Source organism: Zoogloea sp., assembly GCF_041908905.1.
Taxonomy (GTDB): Bacteria; Pseudomonadota; Gammaproteobacteria; order Burkholderiales; family Rhodocyclaceae; genus Zoogloea.
On the sequence record NZ_JAYREK010000007.1, the window covers coordinates 85,591 to 110,381 of the forward strand.

Annotated in this window: 20 protein-coding genes and 2 CRISPR repeat arrays; of the genes, 19 read left to right on the forward strand and 1 reads right to left on the reverse strand. The window is 66.7% G+C overall.

Annotated elements, in window-relative coordinates; genetic code table 11:
• The first annotated feature begins 237 nt into the window (after nt 1-237).
• The 19 genes from ACE3OU_RS06545 to ACE3OU_RS06635 all read left to right on the forward strand — a co-directional run bounded on the left by ACE3OU_RS06545 (nt 238) and on the right by ACE3OU_RS06635 (nt 21,191).
• Nucleotides 238-3,120: an adenosylcobalamin-dependent ribonucleoside-diphosphate reductase gene (locus ACE3OU_RS06545; RefSeq protein ID WP_374240738.1), complete on the forward strand. Its 2,883-nt coding sequence runs from the start codon at nt 238-240 to the stop codon at nt 3,118-3,120.
• A 129-nt stretch (nt 3,121-3,249) separates the two neighbouring features.
• Complete coding sequence (locus ACE3OU_RS06550) at nt 3,250-3,462, forward strand: DNA-binding protein (RefSeq protein WP_374240739.1); 213 nt, start codon at nt 3,250-3,252, stop codon at nt 3,460-3,462.
• Nucleotides 3,462-3,872 carry a type II toxin-antitoxin system VapC family toxin gene (locus tag ACE3OU_RS06555; RefSeq protein WP_374240740.1) on the forward strand — a complete coding sequence of 137 codons (411 nt, stop codon included), beginning with the start codon at nt 3,462-3,464 and terminating at the stop codon, nt 3,870-3,872. Before ACE3OU_RS06550 ends, ACE3OU_RS06555 begins: the two co-directional genes overlap by 1 nt.
• A gap of 310 nt (nt 3,873-4,182) precedes the next feature.
• Entirely contained in the window at nt 4,183-5,304 is a 1,122-nt protein-coding gene (csm6, locus tag ACE3OU_RS06560; RefSeq protein WP_374240741.1) for a CRISPR-associated ring nuclease Csm6, read from the forward strand.
• Nucleotides 5,305-5,521: 217 nt separating this feature from the next.
• Entirely contained in the window at nt 5,522-6,658 is a 1,137-nt protein-coding gene (locus ACE3OU_RS06565; protein WP_374240742.1) for a hypothetical protein, read from the forward strand.
• 15 nt (nt 6,659-6,673) lie between these two features.
• Nucleotides 6,674-9,592 (forward strand): type III-B CRISPR-associated protein Cas10/Cmr2, encoded by a 2,919-nt coding sequence (gene cas10 / locus ACE3OU_RS06570; protein WP_374240743.1) that lies wholly within the window; start codon nt 6,674-6,676, stop codon nt 9,590-9,592.
• Nucleotides 9,593-9,594: 2 nt separating this feature from the next.
• On the forward strand, nt 9,595-10,731 hold the full coding sequence (locus ACE3OU_RS06575; RefSeq protein ID WP_374240744.1) for a type III-B CRISPR module-associated Cmr3 family protein: 1,137 nt from the start codon (nt 9,595-9,597) through the stop codon (nt 10,729-10,731).
• 58 nt (nt 10,732-10,789) lie between these two features.
• Complete coding sequence (cmr4, locus tag ACE3OU_RS06580) at nt 10,790-11,716, forward strand: type III-B CRISPR module RAMP protein Cmr4 (RefSeq protein WP_374240745.1); 927 nt, start codon at nt 10,790-10,792, stop codon at nt 11,714-11,716.
• 14 nt (nt 11,717-11,730) lie between these two features.
• On the forward strand, nt 11,731-12,150 hold the full coding sequence (gene cmr5 / locus ACE3OU_RS06585; RefSeq protein WP_374240746.1) for a type III-B CRISPR module-associated protein Cmr5: 420 nt from the start codon (nt 11,731-11,733) through the stop codon (nt 12,148-12,150).
• A gap of 10 nt (nt 12,151-12,160) precedes the next feature.
• On the forward strand, nt 12,161-13,372 hold the full coding sequence (gene cmr6, locus ACE3OU_RS06590; protein WP_374240747.1) for a type III-B CRISPR module RAMP protein Cmr6: 1,212 nt from the start codon (nt 12,161-12,163) through the stop codon (nt 13,370-13,372).
• A 3-nt stretch (nt 13,373-13,375) separates the two neighbouring features.
• Nucleotides 13,376-14,350: a RhuM family protein gene (rhuM, locus tag ACE3OU_RS06595; RefSeq protein ID WP_374240748.1), complete on the forward strand. Its 975-nt coding sequence runs from the start codon at nt 13,376-13,378 to the stop codon at nt 14,348-14,350.
• Nucleotides 14,347-14,643, forward strand: a complete 297-nt coding sequence (gene csx16, locus ACE3OU_RS06600) for a CRISPR-associated protein Csx16 (RefSeq protein WP_374240749.1) — start codon at nt 14,347-14,349, stop codon at nt 14,641-14,643. Before rhuM ends, csx16 begins: the two co-directional genes overlap by 4 nt.
• Before the next feature lie 20 nt (nt 14,644-14,663).
• Nucleotides 14,664-15,869 carry a TIGR02221 family CRISPR-associated protein gene (gene csx2, locus ACE3OU_RS06605; protein ID WP_374240750.1) on the forward strand — a complete coding sequence of 402 codons (1,206 nt, stop codon included), beginning with the start codon at nt 14,664-14,666 and terminating at the stop codon, nt 15,867-15,869.
• Between the two features lie 9 nt (nt 15,870-15,878).
• Nucleotides 15,879-16,871 (forward strand): CRISPR system precrRNA processing endoribonuclease RAMP protein Cas6, encoded by a 993-nt coding sequence (gene cas6 / locus ACE3OU_RS06610; protein ID WP_374240751.1) that lies wholly within the window; start codon nt 15,879-15,881, stop codon nt 16,869-16,871.
• 115 nt (nt 16,872-16,986) lie between these two features.
• A CRISPR array of direct repeats spans nt 16,987-17,585; the repeat unit is 37 nt; unit sequence GTCCGGACACATGCCCTGATATCAAAGGGATTAAGAC.
• Between the two features lie 579 nt (nt 17,586-18,164).
• A complete protein-coding gene (locus ACE3OU_RS06615) occupies nt 18,165-18,533 on the forward strand; it encodes a hypothetical protein (protein ID WP_374240752.1) in 369 nt (122 codons plus the stop codon).
• Nucleotides 18,534-18,785: 252 nt separating this feature from the next.
• On the forward strand, nt 18,786-19,070 hold the full coding sequence (locus tag ACE3OU_RS06620; protein ID WP_374240753.1) for a CRISPR-associated protein Cas2: 285 nt from the start codon (nt 18,786-18,788) through the stop codon (nt 19,068-19,070).
• 5 nt (nt 19,071-19,075) lie between these two features.
• Nucleotides 19,076-20,059 (forward strand): CRISPR-associated endonuclease Cas1, encoded by a 984-nt coding sequence (cas1, locus tag ACE3OU_RS06625; protein ID WP_374240754.1) that lies wholly within the window; start codon nt 19,076-19,078, stop codon nt 20,057-20,059.
• A gap of 2 nt (nt 20,060-20,061) precedes the next feature.
• Nucleotides 20,062-20,862: a CRISPR-associated endonuclease Cas1 gene (locus ACE3OU_RS06630; protein WP_374240755.1), complete on the forward strand. Its 801-nt coding sequence runs from the start codon at nt 20,062-20,064 to the stop codon at nt 20,860-20,862.
• A complete protein-coding gene (locus ACE3OU_RS06635) occupies nt 20,853-21,191 on the forward strand; it encodes a CRISPR-associated endonuclease Cas2 (protein ID WP_374240756.1) in 339 nt (112 codons plus the stop codon). The genes ACE3OU_RS06630 and ACE3OU_RS06635 overlap by 10 nt, the downstream gene beginning before the upstream one ends.
• A gap of 140 nt (nt 21,192-21,331) precedes the next feature.
• A CRISPR array of direct repeats spans nt 21,332-23,345; the repeat unit is 37 nt; unit sequence GTCCGGACTGATGCCCTGATTTGAAAGGGATTAAGAC.
• A 217-nt stretch (nt 23,346-23,562) separates the two neighbouring features.
• Here ACE3OU_RS06635 and ACE3OU_RS06640 read toward each other — a convergent pair.
• Complete coding sequence (locus tag ACE3OU_RS06640; protein WP_374240757.1) at nt 23,563-24,540, reverse strand: hypothetical protein; 978 nt, start codon at nt 24,538-24,540, stop codon at nt 23,563-23,565.
• Nucleotides 24,541-24,791 lie beyond the last annotated feature (251 nt).

Below are 24,791 nucleotides of genomic sequence, written 5' to 3' on the forward strand. Positions count from 1 at the left end.
CGCCCATTTCCCCGACAAATCAAGGCCCTGGGCGCGTTCGTGCGACTTTTTTCTTGATTTTAAAGCCCAGAATACATACTAAATGTAGTAGAGAAAATATTTTTCTTACACTATTGATTTTTTTAACTTTATGTTTTTAAAGGAAATAATTTTTTGCCGAGAAACCCACTTCGCGGTAAGCTACGCACCGAAGAATTTTTGTATCAAGCACGCGAACAGACCGGTAAGAGGGAGTCCATGACCGCCACCACCAAGAACGCAAAATCCCAGATCGCAACAGCCGCCAACCTCCTCCCGCAGGAGATCTGCGAAGAGGTGCTGCTCGAGAAATACGCCAAGGGCAACGAGCAGACCATCTCCGACGTCCGCCTGCGCGTGGCCCGCGCCCTCGCCGCCATCGAGTCGGAAGACAAGCGCCTGTTCTGGGAAACCAAGTTCCTCGAAGCCCAGGAGCGCGGCTTCGTTCCCGCCGGCCGCATCAACTCCGCCGCCGGCACCAACCTCGCCGCCACCCTGATCAACTGCTTCGTGCAGCCGGTGGGCGACTCGATCACCGAATCCGTCGACGGCCGCTGCGGCATCTACACCGCCCTGGCCCAGTCCGCCGAGACCATGCGCCGCGGCGGCGGGGTCGGCTACGACTTCTCGTCGATCCGCCCGAAGGGCGCGATGGTGCGCGGCACCCAGTCGAATGCCTCCGGCCCGGTGTCCTACATGCGCGTCTTCGACCGCTCCTGCGAGACCGTCGAATCCGCCGGCTCCCGCCGCGGCGCCCAGATGGGCGTGCTGCGCTGCGACCACCCGGACATCGAGGAATTCATCCACGCCAAGGACCACGGCGACCTGTCCAACTTCAACGTCTCCATCGCCGTGACCGACGCCTTCATGCAGGCCGTCGAGGCCGATGGCGACGTCGAGCTCGCCCACAAGGCCGAGCCCTCCAACGACATCAAGGCGGCCGGCGGCTACCAGCGCGACGACGGCCTGTGGGTGTACCGCAAGGTGCGCGCCCGCGACCTGTGGGATCAGGTCATGCGCTCCACCTACGACCACGCCGAGCCGGGCATCCTGTTCCTCGACCGGATGAACCGCGACAACAACCTCTACTACTGCGAGACCATCGAGGCCACCAACCCCTGCGCCGAGCAGCCCCTGCCCTCCTACGGCTGCTGCTGCCTGGGCTCGATCAACCTCACGCTGTACGTCAAGGACGCCTTCTCCGACAAGGCCAGCTTCGACTTCGCCGGCTTCGGCAAGACCATCGAAACCTCGATCCGCATGCTCGACAACGTGCTCGAAGCCACCCACTGGCCCCTCGAGCAGCAGCTCGCCGAAGCCCAGTCCAAGCGCCGCGTCGGCCTCGGCTTCACCGGCCTGGGCAACGCCCTGGCCATGCTGCGCCTGCGCTACGACACCGACGCCGCCCGCGACATGGCCCGCAAGATCAGCGAGTTCATGCGCGACCAGGCCTACCTGGCCTCCGTCGAGCTCGCCAAGGAGCGTGGTGCCTTCCCGCTGTTCAACACCGACCTCTACCTCTCCGGCGGCAACTTCGCCTCGCGCCTGCCCGCCGAAGTCAAGGACAAGATCCGCAAGCACGGCCTGCGCAACTCCCACCTGCTGTCCATCGCGCCCACCGGCACCATCAGCCTGGCCTTCGCCGACAACGCCTCCAACGGCATCGAACCGCCGTTCTCCTACACCTACACCCGCAAGAAGCGGATGGCCGACGGCACCTTCAAGGAGCATGCGGTCGAAGACTACGCCTGGCGCCTCTACCGCCACCTCGGCGGCGACGTGAACAAGCTGCCCGACTACTTCGTCACCGCCCTCGAGATCTCCGCCGCCGCCCACAAGGACATGGTCGCGGCCGTTGCCCCCTACATCGACACCTCGATCTCCAAGACGGTCAACGTCCCCGAAGACTACCCCTACGTCGACTTCGAGAACCTCTACCTCGACGCCTGGAAGGCCGGCCTCAAGGGCCTCGCCACCTACCGCCCCAACAGCGTGCTGGGCTCCGTGCTGTCGGTCACCCCGAGTGCCGAGCAGAAGCAGCCGCAGGACCTCGAGATCTCCGACGACACCAACCGCCGCCTGTCCATCAAGAACCTGCCGGCGCCGGTGCTCTCGTCCCTGCGCTGGCCGGGCCGCCCCGACCTGCCGGACGGCAACGCCGCCTGGACCTACATGCTCAACACCCCGCAGGGCAACTTCGCCCTGTTCGTCGGCCACATGGACCCGGCCGAGGACGCCCCCGCCAAGGGTGCCTTCCCGTTCGAGGTGTGGGTGAACGGCGCCGACCAGCCCCGCGGCCTGGGCGCCGTCGCCAAGACCCTGTCGATGGACATGCGCGCCAACGACCGCGGCTGGCTCAAGCTCAAGCTCGAGGCCCTCGCCAAGACCGTCGGCGAAAAGTCCTTCGAGATGCGCTTCCCCCCGCACGGCGAGCAGAAGCTGATGCCGGGCGTCGTGTCCGCCTTCGCCCAGGTCGTGCGCTACCGCTGCGAGAAGCTCGAAGCCCTCGACGGCGACCTGCCGACCCCGGTGCTCGACAGCGTCTTCAGCCTGCAGGAGCCCAAGACCGGCACCGACGGCACCCTGTCGTGGACGGTGGACATCCAGAACCCGGCCACCGGTGAAGACTTCGTGCTCGGCCTGAAGGAGATCACCCTCCCCGACGGCGTCACCCGCCCCTACTCCATGTGGCTGTCGGGCAACTACCCGCGCGCCCTGGACGGCCTGTCCCGCATCCTGTCCCTCGACATGCGCGTGATGGACCCGGCCTGGATCGGCATGAAGCTGCGCAAGCTCATCGACTATCCGGAACCGCTGGGCGACTTCATGGCCTTCGTGCCCGGCACCCGCCGCCAGCAGAACTGGCCCTCCACCGTCGCCTACATGGCCGCGCTGATCATCCACCGCTACGCCATGCTCGGCGTCCTCGACGAGGCCGGCTACCCGACCCGCGAGATGGGCATCCTCGAAGCCCCCCGTGACACCAGCGAGCCCAAGGTGATGCAGGGCGCCCTGTGCTCCGAATGCGGCAACCACTCGGTGATCCGCAAGGACGGCTGCGACTTCTGCACCGCCTGCGGCGCAGTGGGGACTTGCGGCTGACGATCCAGCGGCTGGAGTCATCCACCAATAAAAACGCCCACCTCTCGAGGTGGGCGTTCTGTTTGAGGGTTGCATCCGCAGCGGTCCGGGCTATGATGCAATCAATGCAATCTTTATCGGAGACTTCCCGTGGCAAGCAATCTGGTCGTGCGTAACATTGAGCCCGCCGTTGCCCAGGCGCTGAAGCAGGCCGCTGCGGCCCATGGGCGCAGCGCCGAAGCCGAGCACCGTGAAATCCTGCGGGCCGCACTCTGCCGGCCTGCCCGCCGTAGCTTCAAGGAAGTGCTGGCGAGCATGCCCGATGTCGGCGAGGACGAAGACTTCAACCTCCGTCAGCGCTGATGTATCTACTCGATACCAACGTCGTCAGCGAGCTGAGAAAAGGTGTCCGCGCCAATCCAGGTTTGATGGCCTTTTTTGCCGAGCTGCGAGCCGAAGAGATCTACCTGTCGGTGCAGACCATCGGTGAGCTTCGCCGCGGCGTCGAAAACATCCGGGGCCGTGGAGACCTGCAACAGGCAGACCGTCTCGAAGCCTGGCTGGATGCCCTGGTGTCAGATCACGCCTTACGCATCCTGGACTTCGATCTGGAGTGCGCCCAGATCTGGGGCAAACTCATGTCGCCCAACCCGCAGCATCCGATCGACAAGCAGATAGCGGCCATCGGTCTGATCTATGACCTGACCGTCGTCACACGTAACACGGCTGATGTCCAGTCCTCCGGCGTTCGCCTTCTCGATCCGTTCAGCTGAGTTTCACCGATTGACGCCGACCCGCAGGGCCCTTCCCTGAAACGGGATCGGCGCGTGGGCGGGCGAGCTCGCGGAGATTGCACGAGGAAGGGCCGCGCTGGGCGAGCAAGCGTGCACCGGCGCGCTGAATGGCTGGGGAAGCCGACTTCACCTCGCAGCGAGAATCTACGGAAAGCCGTGAAAAGCATTGTTGTCTCGGGTGTCGAGCCGATCACGGATGCCGCATGACAGCCCGGCAAGCTTGCCAAAAGCCCGGCCGTCTGGGCTTAAACGATAAGCTTCGCGTCATCTCTTGTTCTGCGCTGGCACCATGGACAACCATCGCCCTACCTCTTTTTCCCGCCGCATCCTGCTTGCCGTCACCGGCCTGTCTCCCCAGATCGTCACCGAAACGCTGCATGCGCTCGCGATAGGCCATGACGACCCGTTCGTGCCCACAGAGGTCCACCTCATCACCACCGCCGAGGGCGCCGAGCGTGCGCAGCTCGCGCTGCTGTCGGACAAGCCGGGCTGGTTCCACCGCCTGCGCAAGGACTTCGGCCTGCCGGAGATCGCCTTCGACGGGGATCACATCCACATCCTGCACGACGCGTCGGGGCAGCCCATGGCCGACATCCGCAGCCCGACCGACAACCTCGCCTGCGCCGACTTCATCACCGAGAAGGTCCGCGAACTGAGCGCCGACCCCGAAAGCGCCCTGCATGTCTCCATCGCCGGCGGCCGCAAGACCATGGGTTTCTTCCTGGGCTACGCCCTGTCGCTCTTCGGCCGCCCGCAGGATCGCCTGTCCCACGTGCTGGTATCCGAGCCCTTCGAGAACAGCTGGGAGTTCTTCTACCCCACACCCTACGAAAACATCATCGAAACCGCCGGCAAGAAACTCGTCGATACCCAGCGCGCGCGCCTCAGCCTCGCCGAGATCCCCTTCGTCAGCCTGCGCCACGGCCTACCCACCGCGCTGCTCGATGGCAGCGCACGCTTCGACGCCACGGTGGCCGCCGCGCGGGCCAGCCTCGGCCCGGCGCGGCTGGAGATCGATCTGGCTGCGCGCGAAGTACAGGCGGCAGGCCACCGCTTCCGGCTGCCGCCCGCCGCACTGGCGCTGCTCGCCGTATTTGCACGGCGCGCGGCAACCAACGAGGCCGCCCTGGCCGCGCCCCTCAAGGACGTTCCGGACCCGGCCTGGGCCGAGCGCTACCTGCACGAACTGCGCGCCATCGTCGGCCCCCTGGGCGACATCGGCTCGGCCGAGCGCGCCCTGCGCGCCGGCATGGACGGCAGCTACTTTTCGTCCCAGCTCTCCAAATTGCGCAGCGCGATCAGACGCGCGCTGGGCCCGGCTGCCCGACCCTACCTGATCGACGACGGCGGCCGGAAACCGCACCGATACCGGCTGGCCCTGGCGCCCGAAGCGGTTCGGCTGCACCCCTAGCGTCCAAGGGCCGGGCTCCGCCCAGCGCCCCCCGAGGGGGCAAGGAAACTCGGGGCGGCCCTGCGTTTCCCCGGGAGCAGCCGCCGCAAGCTTGCGGTGTCATGAGATGGCACGCCAATCAGCTAAATTCAACATAGCATTTGACTATCGAAACAACATCAAATAGCGTGTTTTGCATTATTTGACGCCCTTCCGGCCGACCAACCTGGAAAGAACAATGATCAAGAAAACCTACCGCCTGCAGCTCGCCAGCCCTGCGTTTCTGGGCGACGCCGATCAAAAGGGCACCTGGCGCACCCCGCCGCTCAAAGCGCTGATCCGGGAATGGTGGCGCATCGCCGTGGCGCCCCAGGTGGCTTATGAAGTGGGCGCGCTGAAGACGCAGGAGAAAGCCCTGTTCGGCACCGCCGCCGATGACGGCAGCGACGGCAACCAGCAGAGCAAGATCCGGCTGGCCTTGTCGGACTGGCGCGCAGGTAGCTGCAAACAATGGGAGCCCGGTGAGGCCCGCGTGACGCATCCCGAGGTGAAAGACCGCAACACCGGCAAAGAACGGCCGGTCGGTGCCGAGCTGTACCTCGGCTACGGCCCACTCGTCTTTCAGCAAGGCACCCAGCTCAACAACGGCGCGGCGCTGCAGGCCAAGGAGGAGAACACCCTCAAGCTGGCCCACGCCGAAGAACATGATGAAGCGCTCACCCTCGCCCTCACCCTCGCCCACTGGTTCGGCACCATCGGCGGGCGCAGCCGCAACGGCTGGGGCTCGCTCGGCTGGGAGGCCCTCGCCGACACCCCCACCTTGCCCGTGCTGAGCAAGGCGGCCCTCGAACACACCGGCTGCTCCCGTCCCCTGGCTCGCTGCCTCGACCTCGACTGGCCCCACGCGATCGGCACCGATGCCAAAGGCGCGCTGGTGTGGCGCAGCAAGGACACCTTCCGCGACTGGCGCGCGGCGATGAAATTCCTCGCGCAGACCAAGATCGGCTTTCGCACGCAGGAGGCCCTTCAGTTTCGCCATGGCGGGCCTCATCCCAATGCAAAGAAACGACAGAACGGCTGGCAGCTACATGACTCGCCCGAGCCGCGGCATGTTCTTGCATATCCGGTGACACACCACGAAGTATCCCCACAGCTTCGCCGGAATGGCGGTGGGGAGGCGGATTGGGGGCAAGACGCCCGCCTCGCCAACACCCTGCGCTTCAAGCTCCAGCGCGAGCCCGACGGCAGCCTGCGGGCGCTGATCTACCACACCCCCTGCAAGCCCACCCTGCCCCACCAAGGCGTCGACCTGCTTGGCACCTGGCAGCGGGTCCACGACTTCCTCGACAACGCCGCGCTCACCCGTCTCCCCTGACCGCAAAGGCCCGCCATGACCAACGATACCCAAAACATCTGGCTCGCCAAGCTGGCCGCCTGGACCCACGACCCCGCCGAGAAGGCCCTCGTCCTGCTGCGCGACCCCGCCGGCCACGAAGGTGGCACGGTGCGCGAACTGCGGCAGGCCCTCTTCCCCGGCGGCCTCGGCCCGCTCGCCGCCCACGTCAGGCGGGCCGACCACTGGGCCAGCGCCGCCGACCGTCCGCAGTTTCCGCGCGACGCCAAGGACGGCCGCTACGCCGCCTGGACCCAGGTGCGCTTCACCGAAACCCCGGTCCTGATCCACCCGCTCTCCGGCACCGAATACCCGCTGGGCCGGCTCGACATCGACCCCGAGCACATCAAGGCCGCCTCCGTCGACCACTTCAAAGACCTCATCGAGCGCGACGCCGAGGGCCGGCCCGACGCGCGCCGCAGCGCCCTCTCCTTCTGGCGCTTCGGCCCCGAGATCGACGCCGATGGCCTGCGCGCCCTTTGGCAGCAACTGCCGGCCGATACGCGCATCCCCGACCACACCATCTGGACCCACCTCGACCTCTCCGCCGCCTTTGCCTCGGCGTTTGCCGCCGACAGCGGCGCCAATCCGGCGTTGCTGTCGATGAGCTTCGGCCCGGTGCAGGACTTCATCGCCCAGGCGCGCACCAGCTCCGACCTGTGGGCCGGCTCGCACCTGCTGTCGCGCATCGCCTGGCAGGGCCTCAAGGTGATCTGCGAACGGCTCGGCCCTGACGCGGTGATCTTCCCCCAGCTGCGCGGCGTGCCGCTGGTGGACCTGTGGCTGCGCGACGAGATGGGGCTGGACCCCAAGCGCTTCGCGAAAAGCTGCGAGTGGGTACGACACGGCACCGACGCCAACCCCCTGTTCGCTGCGGCGCTGCCCAACAAGCTGGTCGCCATCGTGCCGGCGGGCCAGGCCCGGGAGCTGGCCGAAGTCATCACTCAGGCGGTGCGCGGCTTCGTGCGCGACACCGCGGCGGGCATGCTCGCCGAGCTGCTGGCCGACGCCGGCATCGCCAACACCCCGGAGCTGCCCTGCCACGCCCAGCTGGCCGCCCAGCTCGACGGCTTCCCCGAGGTGCATTGGGCCGCGGTGCCCTTCGCCCCGCTGGTGCAGGAGGGCGACGGCGCCCCGGACGTCAGCCAGCTGGCGCAGGCCGGCGAACCCTTCTTCGGCAACGGCGGCTTCCTGGCCGGCCCCACCTGGCAGCGCCTGCAGAAACCGCTCGATCTCGAAGGCACGCGCTTCTACCGGCCCAACACTGGCGTGCTCTACCCCGCGCTCTACGAGCTGCTCGACCGCCTCGCCGCCAGCGCCAAGAGCGTGCGCGCCGCCCCCCAGCGCCAGGACGGCGGCGAGCAGGGCTACCGCTGCGACCTCACCGGCGAGGCCGAATGGCTGACCCACGACCGTGAGTACCTCAACATCCCCAAGGGCGAGCGCAAGCACGCCGACACCTTGTGGAACCGAGCAATCAGCAAACGCCCCGGCCTCAGCCGCAAGGGCGAACACCTTGGCGCCCTCGCCATGCTCAAGCGCCTGTGGCCGCGCTGGTTCGTGAAGCACGAGCTGGGCAAATGCGACCTCGACGTGCGCCGCTTCGTGGTGTCCACCCATACCCTGGCGGTGTCCACCTCGCTGGAGCGCTGGCTTGAGCAAGGCGCGCCGATCGGCGCCGCCGGCGAGCAACTGCTCGCCGAGGCAACGGCGGAAGCCCTTGATTCCGCCGCACTACCCCGCCGCCTGATGCGCAAGCTGATGCGCGGCAACACCTACGACGCGCAACAACGCCGCCTCGCCCGCGCCCTGCCGGCCCTCATGGACGCCGCCAGCACCGACGACCCTGAAGCCGACAACCCCAACGCCCGGCTGGTCGCTCAGCTGCTCGGCGACAAGCCCGAAACCTACTACGCCCTCATCCTGCTCGACGGCGACAGCATGGGCGCCTGGATCTCCGGCACCGACCCGGACAAGCTGCTGCAGACCCGCGACACCTTCCACCCCCAGATCCGCGAACGGATGAAGGCCCGATTCACCCGCCCCGAACACCTGGCCTATCTCGACGCCCTGCGTGCCGTCTCCCCCAGCCGCCACATGGCCATCTCCAGCGCCCTCAACGGCTTCGCGCTGACCCTCGCCCAGGACATCGTCGAGAACCGCTGCAAGGGCAAGCTGATCTACGCCGGCGGCGACGACGTGATGGCGCTGGTCGCCGTCGACGACCTGCTCGCCTGCCTCACCCTGCTGCGCGCCGCCTATGGCGGGCTGCCGGTGCCGGCCCCGCTGGCCACCACCCTCCAGCTCGACCTCGAAGGGCTCCAGCTGGGCGGCGGCCATGCCCTGCTCGACGGCAAGCTCCTGCGCCTGATGGGCGAACACGCCACCGCCAGCGCCGGCGCGGTGATCGCCCACCACAGCGCGCCCCTCGGCGCCGTCCTGCGCACCCTGCGCGACGCCGAAAAGCGCGCCAAGGGCCGCGGCGGGCGCGACGCCTTCGCCATCACCCTCCTGAAACGCGGCGGCGGCGCCACCGAGCTCACCCTGCCGTGGCGGCTCGACGCCGCCACGCTGGACGATTCGCCCATGCAGGCACTGGCCCAGCTCAGCGCGCTGTTTGCCGGCCGCGACACCTCGCGCAAGGCCGCCTACGTCACCCAGGGCTGGATGCCCCACCTGCCCGTCCAGTTGGGCAAGGACGCGCTGCACCCATTGCTGGCGCGCAACCTGGCCTACCAGCTGGTCCGCCAGGGCACCGACAGGGCACAGGCCGACGACTACGGCCGCAAGCTTGCCACCCTCGCCCTCCACCCGCGCCTCGCCGATACTGGCCCGGCCGATGTCATCACCCACACCCTCGCGGTCGCCGAGTTTCTCGCCCGCGAAAGCCGCAGCGGCACCACCCGGGAGCGCTGACCATGACCACTATCCTGATTGAACCGCTCGACGTGCTGATCCTGCGCGGCAACAAGCTCTTCGCCGACGCCGGCAGCCACGGCGAGGCCCTGATGCCGCCCTGGCCCTCGGTGGCGGCCGGCGCGCTGCGCAGCCGCATGCTCGCCGACGCCGGGGGCGACCCGGCCGCCTTCGCCCACGGCAAGGCCCGGCTTGGCGACGCCCTCGCCGCCAGCCTCGGCAGCGTCGAGGCGCCCGGCAGCTTCCGCATCACCCACTTCGGCCTCGCCCACGACACCGGCACCGAGGAGCAGCCGCGCTTCGAGCCCCTGCTCCCGCTGCCCGCCGACCTCAGCGTCGATCAACACGACCGCGCCACCCCGCTGCAGCCCACCGCGCTCCACCCGGCGCTGGCCAGCAGCCACCCCCTGCCGCTCACCCCCACCCTGCGCCAGCCCGAAGCCGGCAAGCCCAAGGGCGGCCTGTGGCTCACCGCCGCCGGCATCGCCGCCTGGCAACGCGGCGCAGCCCTCGGCAAGCACCAGGGCCACTGGCTGACCAGCTCCGAACTGTGGAAGCTCGACCCGCGCCTCGGCGTCGCCCTCGAAGCCGGCAAGCACACCGTCGCCGAAGGCCAGCTCTACACCAGCGAAGCGGTCGCGCTCCAGCCCGGCGTCGCCTTCGTCGCCCAGGTACAGGGCGCCGACGGCGTGCTGCCCGAGGCTGGCCTGCTGCGCTTCGGCGGCGACGGCCACGGCGCCCGGCTCCAGCCGGTCGACTGCGCCCAACCGCACCACGCCGGCACCACCCTGGCCGCCGCCGGGCGCTTCCGGCTGATGCTCACTAGCCCCGGGATCTTCCCCGACGGCTGGCGCCTGCCCGGCACCGACCCGGCCGGCCGCTGGCACTTCCACGGCGCCTCGGCACGGCTGGCCTGTGCCGCCCTCCCCCGCCTCGAGACCCTCTCCGGCTGGGACCTCGCCAGGCGCCGGCCCAAGCCCGCGTTGCGCGCCGTCGCGGCGGGCAGCGTGTACTGGCTTGACGATTTCCGGGGCAACCCCGCCGCCCTCGACCGGCTCGCCACCGAGGGCCTGCCACTGGACGACGCCTCGCGCCGCGCCGAAGGCTTCAACAACTGCCTGCTCGCCCAGTGGCTCTGAGGCGCTGAACCGCTGAACCGCTCGTCAACACCCCCAATTTCACTCCAGGACGCCCGCCATGTTCCAAGCCCACGCCGCCCTCTTCCTGTACGCCACCAGCCCCGTCCACATGGGCGCCGGCCAGGCCTTCGGCCTCATCGACAACCCCATCGCCCGCGAACGCCACACCGAGCACCCGCTGTTCCCCGGCTCCGGCCTCAAGGGCGCCATCCGCCACCGCTTCCACGCCCTGCCGGGCTGGAGCGAGGGCGCCACCGGCGAGCGCTTGCTCGACCGCCTGTTCGGCCCCGAGTCGCAGTCTGGCACCCTGCACGCCGGCGCGGTCAGCCTGGGTGATGCCCAGCTTGTCGCCTTCCCGGTGCGCTCGGTCAAGCGGGGATACGTGTATGCCACCAGCGCCCTTGCCCTGGCCCGCGCCGCGCGGCTGCTCAGCCAGCTCGGCGTAGCCGGCATGCCCGCGCTCCCCCAGCCCGTCGACTCCGGCTCGGCCAGCGTCACCAATACCGGCCTGCTCAGCGGTGACAGGCTCCACCTGGAAGCCTTCGAATACACCCACGCCCCCGCCCAGGCCCCCGCGCTGCAGGCCGTCGCCCGCTGGCTCGCCGACAACGCCCTGCCCACCGGCGACGCCCACGCCTTCTTCCGCGACAAGTTCGCCACCGACCTTGTGCTGCTCGCCGACGACGACTTCACCTGGTTCACCAAGAACGCCACCGTGGTCGAGCCCCACGTGCGCATCGACAACAAGACCGGCACGGCCAGCGATGGCGGCCTCTTCTACACCGAGAACCTGCCCCCCGAAGCCCTGATGCTCGGCAGCCTGATGGCCAGCCGCGAGCGCAGCGGCAAGGCCGAGATGGCCGCCGAAGCCGTCCTGTCTCAAGTCAGCGGCGCCATCGATGGCCAGCTGCTGCAGGTCGGCGGCGACGCCACCACCGGGCGCGGGCTGGTCGCCGCGCGCGTCATCACCGGCACCGCCAACTAACCGGGAGAACGCAGATGAGCACAATCACGCTGAAGAACCGCCAGCCCTCGACTGCCAAACCCGCCACGCCCGCCGCGCCGGTCACCCTCGAACAGAAGCGCGCCCAGTTCGCGTGGGACTTTGCCAAAGAAGGCACCGCCCTGGCTGGCGACGAATACCGCAACCTCGCCAAGGCCGCCCCTGCACTGATCATGAACAACGGCCTGATGCAGACCCTGGCCTTCTACCAGGACAAGAACAAGCCGCAACACCAGGCGCTCGCCCGCCATCTCCGGCGCTGGCTGAGCGTCCGCACTGGCGGGCCGGATCACGACGTCGGGTTTGAGCCCGCCATGAAGGCGATGCTCGGTTTCGGCCCCGATCAATACCGCCACGCCACCGACGAAGCCCTGCTGATCCTGCGCTGGATCCGCCAGTTCGCCGCCGCGCTGTGAGGAGCCACTCATGAGCTACGCCCTGCCCGACTACCTCACCCGCCACGCCCGCTTCGACGACTGCCCGCCCGGCCACCGCTTCGGGCTGTACTTCGACGGTTGGCGGGAAGACTTCTCCATCCCGCGTGACGGCAAGACCGGCTTGTTCCGCACCGTCGCCGGCGCCCTGCCCGACCACAGCCGCAAGGCCCTGCGCGCCCTCTGCGCCCGCCAGCAGGTGCTCGCCAGCGCCATCGGCGAAAAGCTGCTGCTCACCCACCCCGCCCGCCTCACGGCCCCCCTCGCCACCGGCCTCGGCAACGAGCACCCCCTCGAGAACGGCTTCGCCTTCCTCACCCCCCACGGCTTGCCCTACCTGGCCGGCAGCGGCGTCAAGGGCGTACTGCGCCGCGCCGCCGAAGAACTCGAGAGCGGCGAGTGGGGCGACACCTGCGGCTGGGATCAAACGGCCATCGACCTCCTGTTCGGCCCCGGCGAAGAGAACCCCGAGCGCGACACCCACGCCCGCCGCGGCGCGCTGATGTTCTGGGACCTCTTCTTCCAGCCCCCCAGCGACAAGGCCCCGCTGCTCGCGGTGGAGATCATGACCCCCCACCACAGCCAGTACCTCCAGCACGACGGCCACCCCCACGCCAACGAGCAGCCCACCCCGATCCCCTTCCTCGCCGTGGCGGCCGGTAGCCACTGCACCCTGTACGTGCAGTGCAACCCCGCCCTGATCCCCGCCGACCACGCCGAGCTGCGCGACGGCTGGCGCGCGCTCATCGAAGCCGCCATCGACCTCGCCGGCGAATGGCTGGGCTTCGGCGCCAAGACGGCGGTGGGCTACGGGCGCATCGGCCAGGACGAGGCGCTGCGCAAGAAGCTCGCACGAAACGCCGCCGACCGAGCCGAGGCCGCCGAGCAAGCGGCACGCCAGGCCGCCAGGGACGGCCTCTCGCAACAGGCGCTGGCGATCGCCGACTTCGTCGAAAGCTGCGAGCAAAAACAAAGATCCGGCCGCAAGGACCCCCTCAATCCCGGTAACGGACTGTATGCCGCAGCCTTGGCGGCCAGCAAACAAGCCCTGGCCGCCGACGGCGGCTGGAGCGCGGACGATCGCCTGCAACTCGCCGAAGCGCTGCAAAAGTGGCTGCCTCTGGTCATTGAAAAGCTCGACCGCAAGGACGACTGGAAAGACGCCCGCAAAAAACTGCAGCTCGCTGCGCTGCGGGGCGAGTGACCCATGAACGAGCTGGCCTTTTTTGAAACCGGGAGCGGAAGCATCGAAGTGCGGATCGAGCATGAGAGCGTCTGGCTCTCGCAGGAGCAGATGGCACGCCTCTTCGAGCGCGAGCGCTCGGTGATCACCAAGCACCTCCGCAACGTATTCAGGGATGAGGAACTGGTCGAGGAATCAGTCTGTGCAAAATTTGCACAGACTGCGGGCGACGGAAAAACCTACCAGACACGGTTCTTCAACCTCGACGCAATCCTGTCGGTCGGCTACCGCGTCAACTCCAAAAGAGGCGTGCAGTTCCGCCAATGGGCCAGCCGCATCCTCAAGGACTACCTCGTCCGCGGCTACGCCCTCGACCGCCAGCGCCTCGAACACAACGCCCGCGAACTCGAAGCCGCGCTGCGGCTCGTCCGCCGCACCCTCTCCAACGTCGAGCTGGCGCGCGAGGCCGGCAGCGGGCTGGCCGAGATCGTGGTGCGCTACACGCAGACCTTCCTGTGGCTGCAACGCTACGACGAGGGCCTGCTCACCGACCCGCGCGGCCACCCCGGCGGCGCGTTGCCGCCCCTCGACGAAGCCCGCGCCGGCATTGCCACCCTCAAGGCCGACCTGGTGGCCAAGGGGCAGGCCAGCGCGCTGTTCGGCCTCGAACGCGACGACGGCCTCGCTGCCCTGCTGGGCAACCTCGACCAGACCGCCTTCGGCGCGCCGGCCTACCCCACGCTGGAATCCCGCGCTGCCCACCTGCTCTACTTCGTCGTCAAGAACCACCCATTCGCCGACGGCAACAAGCGCATCGGCGCCCTCCTGTTCGCCGGCTTCCTGCACCACAACGGCCGCCTCTTCGGTGCCGATGGCAGCCCGGTGGTCAACGACGTCGGCCTCGCCGCCCTGTCGCTGCTCGTGGCCCAGTCGCGCCCCGCCGAGAAGGACGTGCTCATCCGCCTGATCATGAACATGCTGGCCGGAGACGTGGCATGACCACCTGGTTCGTCACCCGTCACCCCGGCGCCGTCGCCTGGGCCCAGCGCCGGGGGCTGGCCGTCGACCGCCAGCTCGCCCACCTGGCCCCCGAGCAGATCGCCCCCGGCGACACCGTGATCGGCACCCTGCCGGTGAACCTCGTCGCCCGCGTCTGCGCCCGCGGCGGGCGCTACCTCCACCTCTCCCTCGACCTGCCCGCCGAAGCACGCGGGCGGGAGCTCACGGCCGACGAACTCGAACGCTACGGCGCGCGGCTCGAAGCCTACGTCGCAAAACCCGCCACCCCCTGAACCCTCCACCGGAGCCCCCAATGACCACCCTCATCAGTTTTCTGGGCAAACAAAGCAGGGGCTACGCCCATGCGCGCTATCAATTTGAAGATGGCACCCTCCACGAAGAGCCCTTTTTTGGCCTTGCACTCCGCAACTACCTGCGGCCCGAGCGACTGATCTTGCTGGGCACCTCGGGCAGCATGTGGGACGTTTTCTTCCAGAGCGAGACCCCTGGTAGCGACGACGCCCAGATCCGTTTGATGGAGGCGACCGAAGCGCAAGCAGTTACCAACGAACACCTGCAAGAACACGCCATACGCCTCGAAGCCAAGCTCCAGATCCCGGTGAAGTGCCAACTGATCTCGTTCGCACGCAACGAAGCAGAGCAGGCCGAAATACTCGCGGGCCTCGCCGAGAGCCTGACGGCAGGCGAGCAAGTCGTTCTCGATGTCACCCACGCCTTCCGGCACCTCCCCATGCTTGCCCTCGTGGCCGCGCGCTACCTCAGCCGCGTGCGCAAGGTCAAGGTGCAGGACATCTACTACGGGGCCCTGGGCATGAGCACCCCCGAGGGCAACACGCCCGTTCTCAAGCTGGGGGGCATGCTCGAAATGCTCGACTGGGTAGACGCCCTGGCCACCTTCGACAAGGCGGGCGACTACAGTGCCTTTGCCCCGTTGTTCGAGCGCGCCGGGCAACCGAATGCCGCCGAGCAGCTCCACCGCGCAGCCTTTCTGGAGCGTACCAATCAGGTTGGGCAGGCCCGCGCGCCCCTGCGGGATTTTCGGGCACAACAGCCCGGGTCGATGTCGCCCACATTTGCGCTGTTTCGCGATCAACTCGATGCGCGGACCGCCTGGGTCGAGCACCAAACCTTTACAGACCGCCAGGAGAAGCTGGCCGAAGAATACTTGGCCAAAGGTGACTATCTTCGTGCCGCCACGCTCGGCTTCGAGTCAATCGTTTCTCGCCTCGTTCAGATACGGGGAGGGCTCGATCCGATGAGCTACGAGCACCGCAACATGATGAAGACGGAACTCGACGATGAGATCCGCCGTGCGGGCCGCAACCGAACCCTGACGCCAGCGCAATCCGCCTATCGTGACCTGCGAGAACTGCGTAATGCCCTCTCCCACGGCAGCCGCTCTTCTTTTGGGGAGATCCAGAGCGTGATCGCCATGGAAGCCTCCCTGAAAACCTACCTTGAAGAGCGCCTTAAACGCGTCCGCAGCATCGCCACCTGAACACTCGCCATGACCCACCTCCCCCTCGCCCGCTACCGCTACAGCTTCCGCATGGACGCCCCGCTGCGCCTGCCCCCCTACGCCGGCTCCCTGCTGCGCGGGCAGTTCGGCGCTGCCCTGCGCCGGGTCAGCTGCATGACCGGCGCCGCCCGCTGCGACGGCTGCCCCCTGCGCGCCACATGCCCCTACCCGGCCGTGTTCGAGGCGCCGGCGCCCGTCACGCACGACATGCAGCGGTTCAGCCACATCCCCAACCCCTACGTCATCGAACCGCCCCCCCTGGGCAGTCCTCCCATCGGCGCGGGCGAAACGCTGTGTTTCAACCTCGTGCTGTTCGGCCACGCCCTCAGCCACCTGCCGCTCATCAGCCTTGCGCTGCAGCGGGCCGTCGAACAGGGCCTGGGCCCCCAGCGCGCCGCCGGCCGTCTTGCGCGCATCGAGGTGCAGCGCAGGGCGGACGGGGCAGAGCCGGCCTGGGCCGAGATCTGGCAGCCCGCGGCGGCGGCCATCGCCGCCCACGACGCCCGCTTCGCCGTCGCCCCCACCCAGGCCGACGCCGGCGCCACCCAGGCGCAGCTCGTCTTCGACACCCCCCTGCGGCTCCAGCACCAGGGCCAGCCGGTGCGCCCCCCGGCGCTCACCCCACGCAAGCTGGCCGCCGACCTCCTGCGCCGCATCACCCTGCTGGCCGAATTCCACGCCGGCCGCCCCGGCCTCATCCCCGACGCCCCGGCCCTCGTCCAGCACGCCACCCACCTCGGGCAACAACTCGAACTTCACTGGCACGACTGGTCACGCTACTCCAGCCGCCAGCGGCAGGAGATGACCCTCGGCGGCGCGCTGGGCAGCTGGACCCTCACCGGCGAACTCGGTCCCCTGCTGCCCTGGCTGCGGCTCGGCGAATGGCTGCACGTGGGCAAGAACGCGACGCTCGGGCTGGGCCGCTATCGCCTGGCCCATCCCTCCGCCGCCCCATCAGACCCGACGCCCTCACCGTGCTAAGATCCAGCATCAGAAAGGACAAAGCCTTGCTCAGACAATCCGCTCCCAAACCCGCCCAAAACCTGGCAACCGTCTCTGCAGGGGCCTGTTTTAAATGGGTTTTTCTGATCGAGCAGTCCGGACACATGCCCTGATATCAAAGGGATTAAGACATTGCAGGTGGCTATTAATGATCCGCGCCCACCGTCCGGACACATGCCCTGATATCAAAGGGATTAAGACTTTCGACCTTCGTAACAGAAGTTGATGCCAATGAGTCCGGACACATGCCCTGATATCAAAGGGATTAAGACGGCATTTCTTGTTTGGGCGCACTCATGAAGGGTCCGGACACATGCCCTGATATCAAAGGGATTAAGACGCATGATTTCAGCGATTTTGGTGACTTCAGCTTGGGTCCGGACACATGCCCTGATATCAAAGGGATTAAGACCGGCGCGTCTGCGTCTTCTGGCCTGCCAGGATCGTCCGGACACATGCCCTGATATCAAAGGGATTAAGACACGCTTGAGATGCGAAGCTCGAAGGAGGCCGGCTGTCCGGACACATGCCCTGATATCAAAGGGATTAAGACACTTCCATGACCGTGCCTTTGAACATCTGCAGGGTCCGGACACATGCCCTGATATCAAAGGGATTAAGACAGCGAGATTTCCCGCGGTTCGCTGGCGCTGGGTGTCCGGACACATGCCCTGATATAAAAGGGATTGGGAGTGTCAGGGGCTGTTTCGGTTTCACACGGGCGTGGGAGGGTGATTCGAGCCCCCATGATTGAGGCACACGCCCGTGTGATCGCGATTCGAGCCCTTGTGATCGTAATGCAGGGCCGTGTGATCGTGATTCGAGAGGGTGTTTCATCAATGCAAGGCGATGTGATGCGAGCCAGCCCTGTTGTTTCTCGATCACGATAGCGAAGATTTGAATCAAACGGGCCTGTGGTTCGAGTTTTTGCTATCGTCCTCGCATCACAAGGGCGTGCATCGACCATGCACGCCCTTGTCGCGGCATTCCACGGCCCCGTGCTTGATCGACACCGGCCAGTGATCGCACTCCATGCCCGCTTGCCCGCATCACACAGCCCTGCGCCACGGATACACACCGGCCCGATCGGGGCACGCGGCCGTGTAACACGATCACGGCGGGGTGAGCCGCCATCGGCCCCCCGCCTCCCGCCGCCGCGTGCCCCTGCAAAGCCCTCTCGATGCATACGGCTTGCGCCAAAAAACCCATAGTGATAATTTTATACCCTAAACAGATACACCCCATTCCAATATTCCGCACCCGGAGGAAAGCATGAGCAAAACGCCCAGCGGTCGCGTCCCGGCCCAGATTCTCGCCGACGACATTCAGGCCTACCACGCCCTCGCCACCATCCAAGGCTACGCGCCCCCCGATCCCAAGCTCTCGCGCGAAGCGGTCGACGCCGCCTTCGCGGAGCTCTTTGCCGACCAGGCCGCCTTCGTGCGCGCCCAGGTGGCCCTCGACGCCGCCCGTGACAAGCTCGCCACCAGCGAACAGATAGCCCACGGCAAGATGCTCGGCGTCAAGGATTCGGTCTGCGCCCAGTACGGCGACGACTCCAACGAATACGCTGCGCTGGGAATGAAGAAGAAATCCGAGCGCAAGAAGGGCGGCAGCAAGCCCAAGCCGCCCGAAGCCTGACGCGGTGCCGGGCGGCTCTCACAAAGCAGAGGCCCCTCGGTAGCCGCTCAGTTAGCCGCTCAGTTACCCACTGAGCCAGCACACAAGGCGCTCCACTCGGGCGCCTTTTTTAGGCCCGGGGTCCGCCATCGACGAGCCCCCTCCTCAAACAGGCGTCATCCGCTTCGCCCCACCGCAAGCTTGCCATCCCACCCCCTCGCGCGGCGCGGTGGGCATGATGAGGGCACCCACCCCATCCTGCAGGCACCCATCATGCCCTCGCGTGATTTTTACCTTGCCGCCTACGACATCTCGAGCCCGCGCCGCCTCGCCGCCGCCCTGGCCCTGGTGAGGGGCTACGCCACCGGCGGGCAGAAGTCAGTGCATGAGGTCTTTCTGACCCGCGCCGAGCGCTTCGAGCTCCTCCATAACATGGCTCTGCTGCTGGACGAGGATGAAGACCGCTTCTTTCTACTGCGCCTCGACCCCAGCGCCCGCACCTATGCGCTCGGCGTGGCGGCGCAGCCCGCCGACCCGGATTACTTTTACGTGGGGTAAACACCATGGCCATGCTGCTGCTCGACCGCGCCGACCTCGAAGTACGTGTCTCCGAAGGCGCCCTCGTCCTCTACGAAAACGGCACCCGCCGCCAGACGGTGCCCCTGCGCCTCCTCGACCGGTTAGTGATCCAGGGCGCCCGCACCCGGCTCGACAGCGCCGTGCTGATCAAGCTGGCCGAGGCCGGCGCCGCCACCCTGCTGCTCAGCCCGCGCGCCGGCCGGCAGGTGGCGATCGTGCTCGGCCCCGCCCACAACGACGCGGCGGTCCGCCTGGCGCAGGGCCGGCGAGTGACAGACCCGGATTTTTGCGACGCGTGGGCGCGCCAGCTGGTGGTGGCCAAGCTGCGCCGCCAGCATCGCCTGCTGTTGGCCGCCGAGGCCCGCCGCCCGGACACGCGCAAAGCCCTGTTCGACGCCCGCGGCGGCATTGCCGAGGCGCTGGCCCAGGCGCAGGTGGAAGGCACCGCCAGCCCCCGCCTGCGCGGGCTCGAAGGGAGCGCCGCCCGCGCCTACTTCCACGGCTACACGGCCCTGTTCGCCCCCGAGCTCGGCTTTGCCGGGCGCAACCGCCGCCCGCCCCGCGACCCCGTCAATGCCTGCCTGTCGCTGGCCTACACCCTGCTGCACTTCGAGGCGGTGCGGATGGCTCACGCCGCCGGGCTCGACCCGCTGCTGGGCTTCTACCATCGCCCGGCCTTCGGCCGCGAGTCGCTGGCCTGCGACCTCATCGAGCCCCTGCGCCCCGCCATCGATGAATGGGTCTGGCAGCAGTTCAGCCCGGGCCCACTGCGCCCCGAGCACTTCAGCGCCGACAAGGGGGCCTGCCTGCTGGGCAAGACGGGGCGCAGCCACTTCTACGCCGGCTGGGAAAGGTTCGCCCCCTTGCCCCGCCGCTGGCTGCGGCAAGGTTGCGCCCGGCTTGCTCGCCAGCTGCGCGCCGAGGGCGAGCCCTGGCTCGAACAACCCGACGACGACGAGGCGTTCTGACCATGACCACGCTCACCCGCCATCTCAAGGCCCCGGCCGACCAGCCCCCACGCAAGCCCTTGTACCTGATGGGCACAGCGGCCGCACGGATGGATGCCGGCGCGGACCACCTGATCCTGCACAAGGGCGCGGGCAGCCTGATGCGTTTTCCGCTGGCGCGGGTATGCCGCGTCATCTGCACCCGCCACCTCACCTGGAGCGGCGCGGCGCTGGCGCTGTGCCTTGGCCGCGGCGTGCCGATCACCTGGGTGGACAGCCATGGCCACGCGCTGGGCACCACCCAGAGCCACTACGACCAACCGCTGCCGTTTGCGACACTGATCGAGACCTACCTGGAGCTGCCCGACTGGCCCCGGCGCTTTGCCGACTGGCGGGCGCACCGCCGGCTGGAGACGCTCGTCACCTGCGCCCGGCGCGCGGCCGAAGGCGGCCATGGGCTGGACGCGGCCGGTTTCCAGGAGCTGAAGCGCAGCTATGTTTACAACGGCGAACATCCCCTGGCCTTCGCTGCGGGCGGCGAAGGCTGGTGCCACGCGCTGGCCCTCGACCATCTGCACCGCGAGGGGCTGCAGGCGTGCTACTGGGGCTTCAACGCCAGCCGCCTGGAGCTGGCGGCCGAACTGGCCGCCCTGCTGTGGGCGGAACTCAACCTGGACTGCGGCACCCTCCCCGCCGCCGCCGACCAGGGCAGCGTGCTGGCGCGCCTGTTCGAGGGCTGGGCCCACCAGCGGGAGGGCCGCCTGCTGCAGCATCTGGGCGACCTCAAGCGCCATCTCGCCCGGGAGATCGAAGCATGGCTATAAACGCCCCTCGGGGCTGGTTGATCACTTACGACATCACCGACCCCAAACGCTTGGTGCGCCTGCACCGTTTTCTCGTCCGGCGAGCCACGCCGGTTCAATACTCGGTGTTCCACTTCGAGGGCAGCGCGGCGCTGATGGGGCGCCTGATGGCCGACATCGAGGAGCTGATCGACCCCGACCACGACGATGTGCGCGGCTACCAGCTACCCGAGCACCTTGGCCTCGACACCCTGGGCCGCGGCGGCTCGCCCGGCGACGTGCTCCTTCTCTCCCCCGCCTCGCCCGGCCTGCAGCAACTGCTCCAGGCAGCCGGGCGCAAGCGCGCATGAACCACGCGCCGCCACCGTGCTACGATGCCCCCCACGACACGCTCGGAAACCCGCCGTGACAATCCGCTCCCGCAACCACTCCCACCCCTGGGAACCCCCTCTGCAGACAGCTGATTTTGCGGCGTTTTTTCAAGCGAGCAGTCCGGACTGATGCCCTGATTTGAAAGGGATTAAGACGTGAAAGGACAAGCTAGCTATTTTTTAAAGAACGGGTCCGGACTGATGCCCTGATTTGAAAGGGATTAAGACAAGTAGTCCGCCACGAAATTAACAAGCTCATCAAGTCCGGACTGATGCCCTGATTTGAAAGGGATTAAGACATGAGTGGGCGCAATCGAACAGGCGCGCCCAGGAGGGTCCGGACTGATGCCCTGATTTGAAAGGGATTAAGACTCAGCCGCGGCGTTGTCCATGACGCGCGCGGCTAGGTCCGGACTGATGCCCTGATTTGAAAGGGATTAAGACAGGCCTTCGCGGCCTCAGCCGCGATCCGGCGGGCGTCCGGACTGATGCCCTGATTTGAAAGGGATTAAGACAAGTCCTTGACCTTCTCCTGAGCCTTGCTGGCGGTCCGGACTGATGCCCTGATTTGAAAGGGATTAAGACGTGCTCAAAAAGCACGGCAGCGGTTAAGCGGGAGTCCGGACTGATGCCCTGATTTGAAAGGGATTAAGACCTTCGGCATAGCAGTTGTCGCAGCCCGGGCCGACGTCCGGACTGATGCCCTGATTTGAAAGGGATTAAGACTCGACCGCATCCGCCGGCTTGATCTGGTGGCCTGTCCGGACTGATGCCCTGATTTGAAAGGGATTAAGACTGCCAGCAGCGCGGAGATGATGAGGTTCTTCGTCCGGACTGATGCCCTGATTTGAAAGGGATTAAGACGGATTCGGTGGCCCGCGACATCAAAGACTTGGCGAGGTCCGGACTGATGCCCTGATTTGAAAGGGATTAAGACCGGTCGCGACGGGCAGGGTTTCGGCTTCTGGGCGGGTCCGGACTGATGCCCTGATTTGAAAGGGATTAAGACCCCCGAGGATGGCGACACCCACGGCGTAAGCCGTGTCCGGACTGATGCCCTGATTTGAAAGGGATTAAGACCCTTGTCGCCGGCAAGCTTCGTCAGTCTTTCGTCCGGACTGATGCCCTGATTTGAAAGGGATTAAGACTATTCCAACCCGATAAACATCGCCAGCACAATCGTCCGGACTGATGCCCTGATTTGAAAGGGATTAAGACTCCAGGGTGTTCGCTGGGTTGTTCTTCCACAGCAGTCCGGACTGATGCCCTGATTTGAAAGGGATTAAGACGCCGCTTGCGCGGCGGTGATTGCATTGCAGCTCGTCCGGACTGATGCCCTGATTTGAAAGGGATTAAGACTGTACGCCTCTGCGTAATCGTCGGCGTCGAACAGTCCGGACTGATGCCCTGATTTGAAAGGGATTAAGACTCGTCGGCGTCGAACAGCCGCCCCTCTTCGATGGTCCGGACTGATGCCCTGATTTGAAAGGGATTAAGACAAGGCATCTCCGGCACGACAACTGTTTGGGCGTGTCCGGACTGATGCCCTGATTTGAAAGGGATTAAGACACGAGCGCGGCGTGAAGTTTGTCGAAGGTTTTGTCCGGACTGATGCCCTGATTTGAAAGGGATTAAGACCCAGGCTCCCAGGCAGGCGTGGAACAGGCCGGCAGTCCGGACTGATGCCCTGATTTGAAAGGGATTAAGACCCACCGCGCCGGATGCGCTTCGGCGCCGGATTTCGTCCGGACTGATGCCCTGATTTGAAAGGGATTAAGACTGCCCTTTTTGTAGCCGACCACCACGCCGTGAAGTCCGGACTGATGCCCTGATTTGAAAGGGATTAAGACGTTATGGGCGTCGAGGTCGATCAGCGGAACGGTCCGGACTGATGCCCTGATTTGAAAGGGATTAAGACGCCCGCTGCTCCCTCCCCTTACAGGCTGCGCGGGGTCCGGACTGATGCCCTGATTTGAAAGGGATTAAGACAGCCGTGGCCGAAGAAGGCGATCACCGCGGCCTCGTCCGGACTGATGCCCTGATTTGAAAGGGATTAAGACTTCCCCGGTGACCGCAATATCGACAGGCCAGCTGAGGTCCGGACTGATGCCCTGATTTGAAAGGGATTAAGACGCAGCGCCGAAAATCATCAAGATGCCGGTGATCGTCCGGATTAATGCCCTCGCCGGTCGAGCGGCGTCTGGTTCCGGCTTTCAGCGGCAGCCGCCCCCCCACGCCCAGGGCTCCCGCAGTTACGCGAACGACATCACGCTCTGACTGTCCTGTAGCCACCTCAGCTTCGCAACTCGTTGTTTTGTTGAGACGTGCTAACTGAGCCTCAGCGAAGAAATCAATGCAGGGTGCGTAGCTGCGGGAGCCCTGCCCCCACGCCCCGCCGCCGGATGCCCTCCAGCGTGGCAAGGCCGAGGGCGGCGAGATGCAGGGCGGCCGGCTCGGGGATTTCGTTGGTCACGATGTGAATGTTGGCTCCGTCGTAGCCCGGCGACTCGCAGTTTGCCGGGTTGGCCTGGCATGCGGCGCCGAAGGGGCCGTAGATGTCGTTGTCGGCGGCGTAGCGGCCGATGTCCCGGCTCATCCGGTAGCCTGCCTCGATGCCGCTGGCCCAGGCGTCGGCCCAGCCATAGCCCAGCGAAGGCTCGCAGCCCGAGGCCGCCCAGGCGGCAAAGCGGTTGGGGTTGGCGGCAAGATCGAGGTCATCCACCATCCCACCCGAATAGCACTGGGCAAAGGCGTAGATCTCGGCCTTCACGTCAAAGGGCTCCACCCACAAAGCCAGCTGGTCGTCCTCGATGTTGCCGCCCCAGCCGACCAGCTTCACGTCGTTGGGGTCGGTGCGGTTCGGGTCGATGGCGCCGTGATCGAAGGACCAGAAATAAAAGGAGTCATCGGTGGTCATGGCCGTGTCGAGAAAACCCAGGACATCGTGCAGCTTGCCCGGCGTGCCCATCAGCACGCTCGTATTGGCCGCCACCACCGTCGACCAGTCGGAGTCCTTGTGGGCGTTGCAGCTCCAGGTGCCGTCGGGGTTCTGGGCGTAGCCGATGCACTGGTCCTGCCCGGTGTAGGTGCCGTCGGCGAACAGCACATAGATGTTGGTCGGATTGAACCCCAGGGTGCCGGTCAGGATGTTCCACATCCGCAGGGTCTGGTCGTAATAGCGGGAGGCGTTGTTGTCCGCGTCCCAGCCACCGCTGAACAGCACCGCATAATCCACGTGGGCCGCCGCCACCCCCGGCACCACGGCCATCGCCACCGCCGCCGCGCTGCGCGACAGGCGCTGCTTCCACTCGAGAAACGTCGTACGCATGATCTCCCCTCCCGAAAACGGTCGGCTGGCGCGGTAGCGCATCCCATGCCTCCGCCAGCATTCCGCACCGACCCCTGCGGACCACCGACGACTCTCCAAGGGCGGCCGTCCAGCCAGCGCATCCGGTTGCCGCTGGGCGTGGCAGGCGAGATGGTTTTTTGTGTTGATCGCCGTGAAATAAAGCACGCTTTGTTCCATCGGCCCGGGGTTTCACGCCAGACCCTTGATTCGGCGCCGGTTTTATTGCCCGA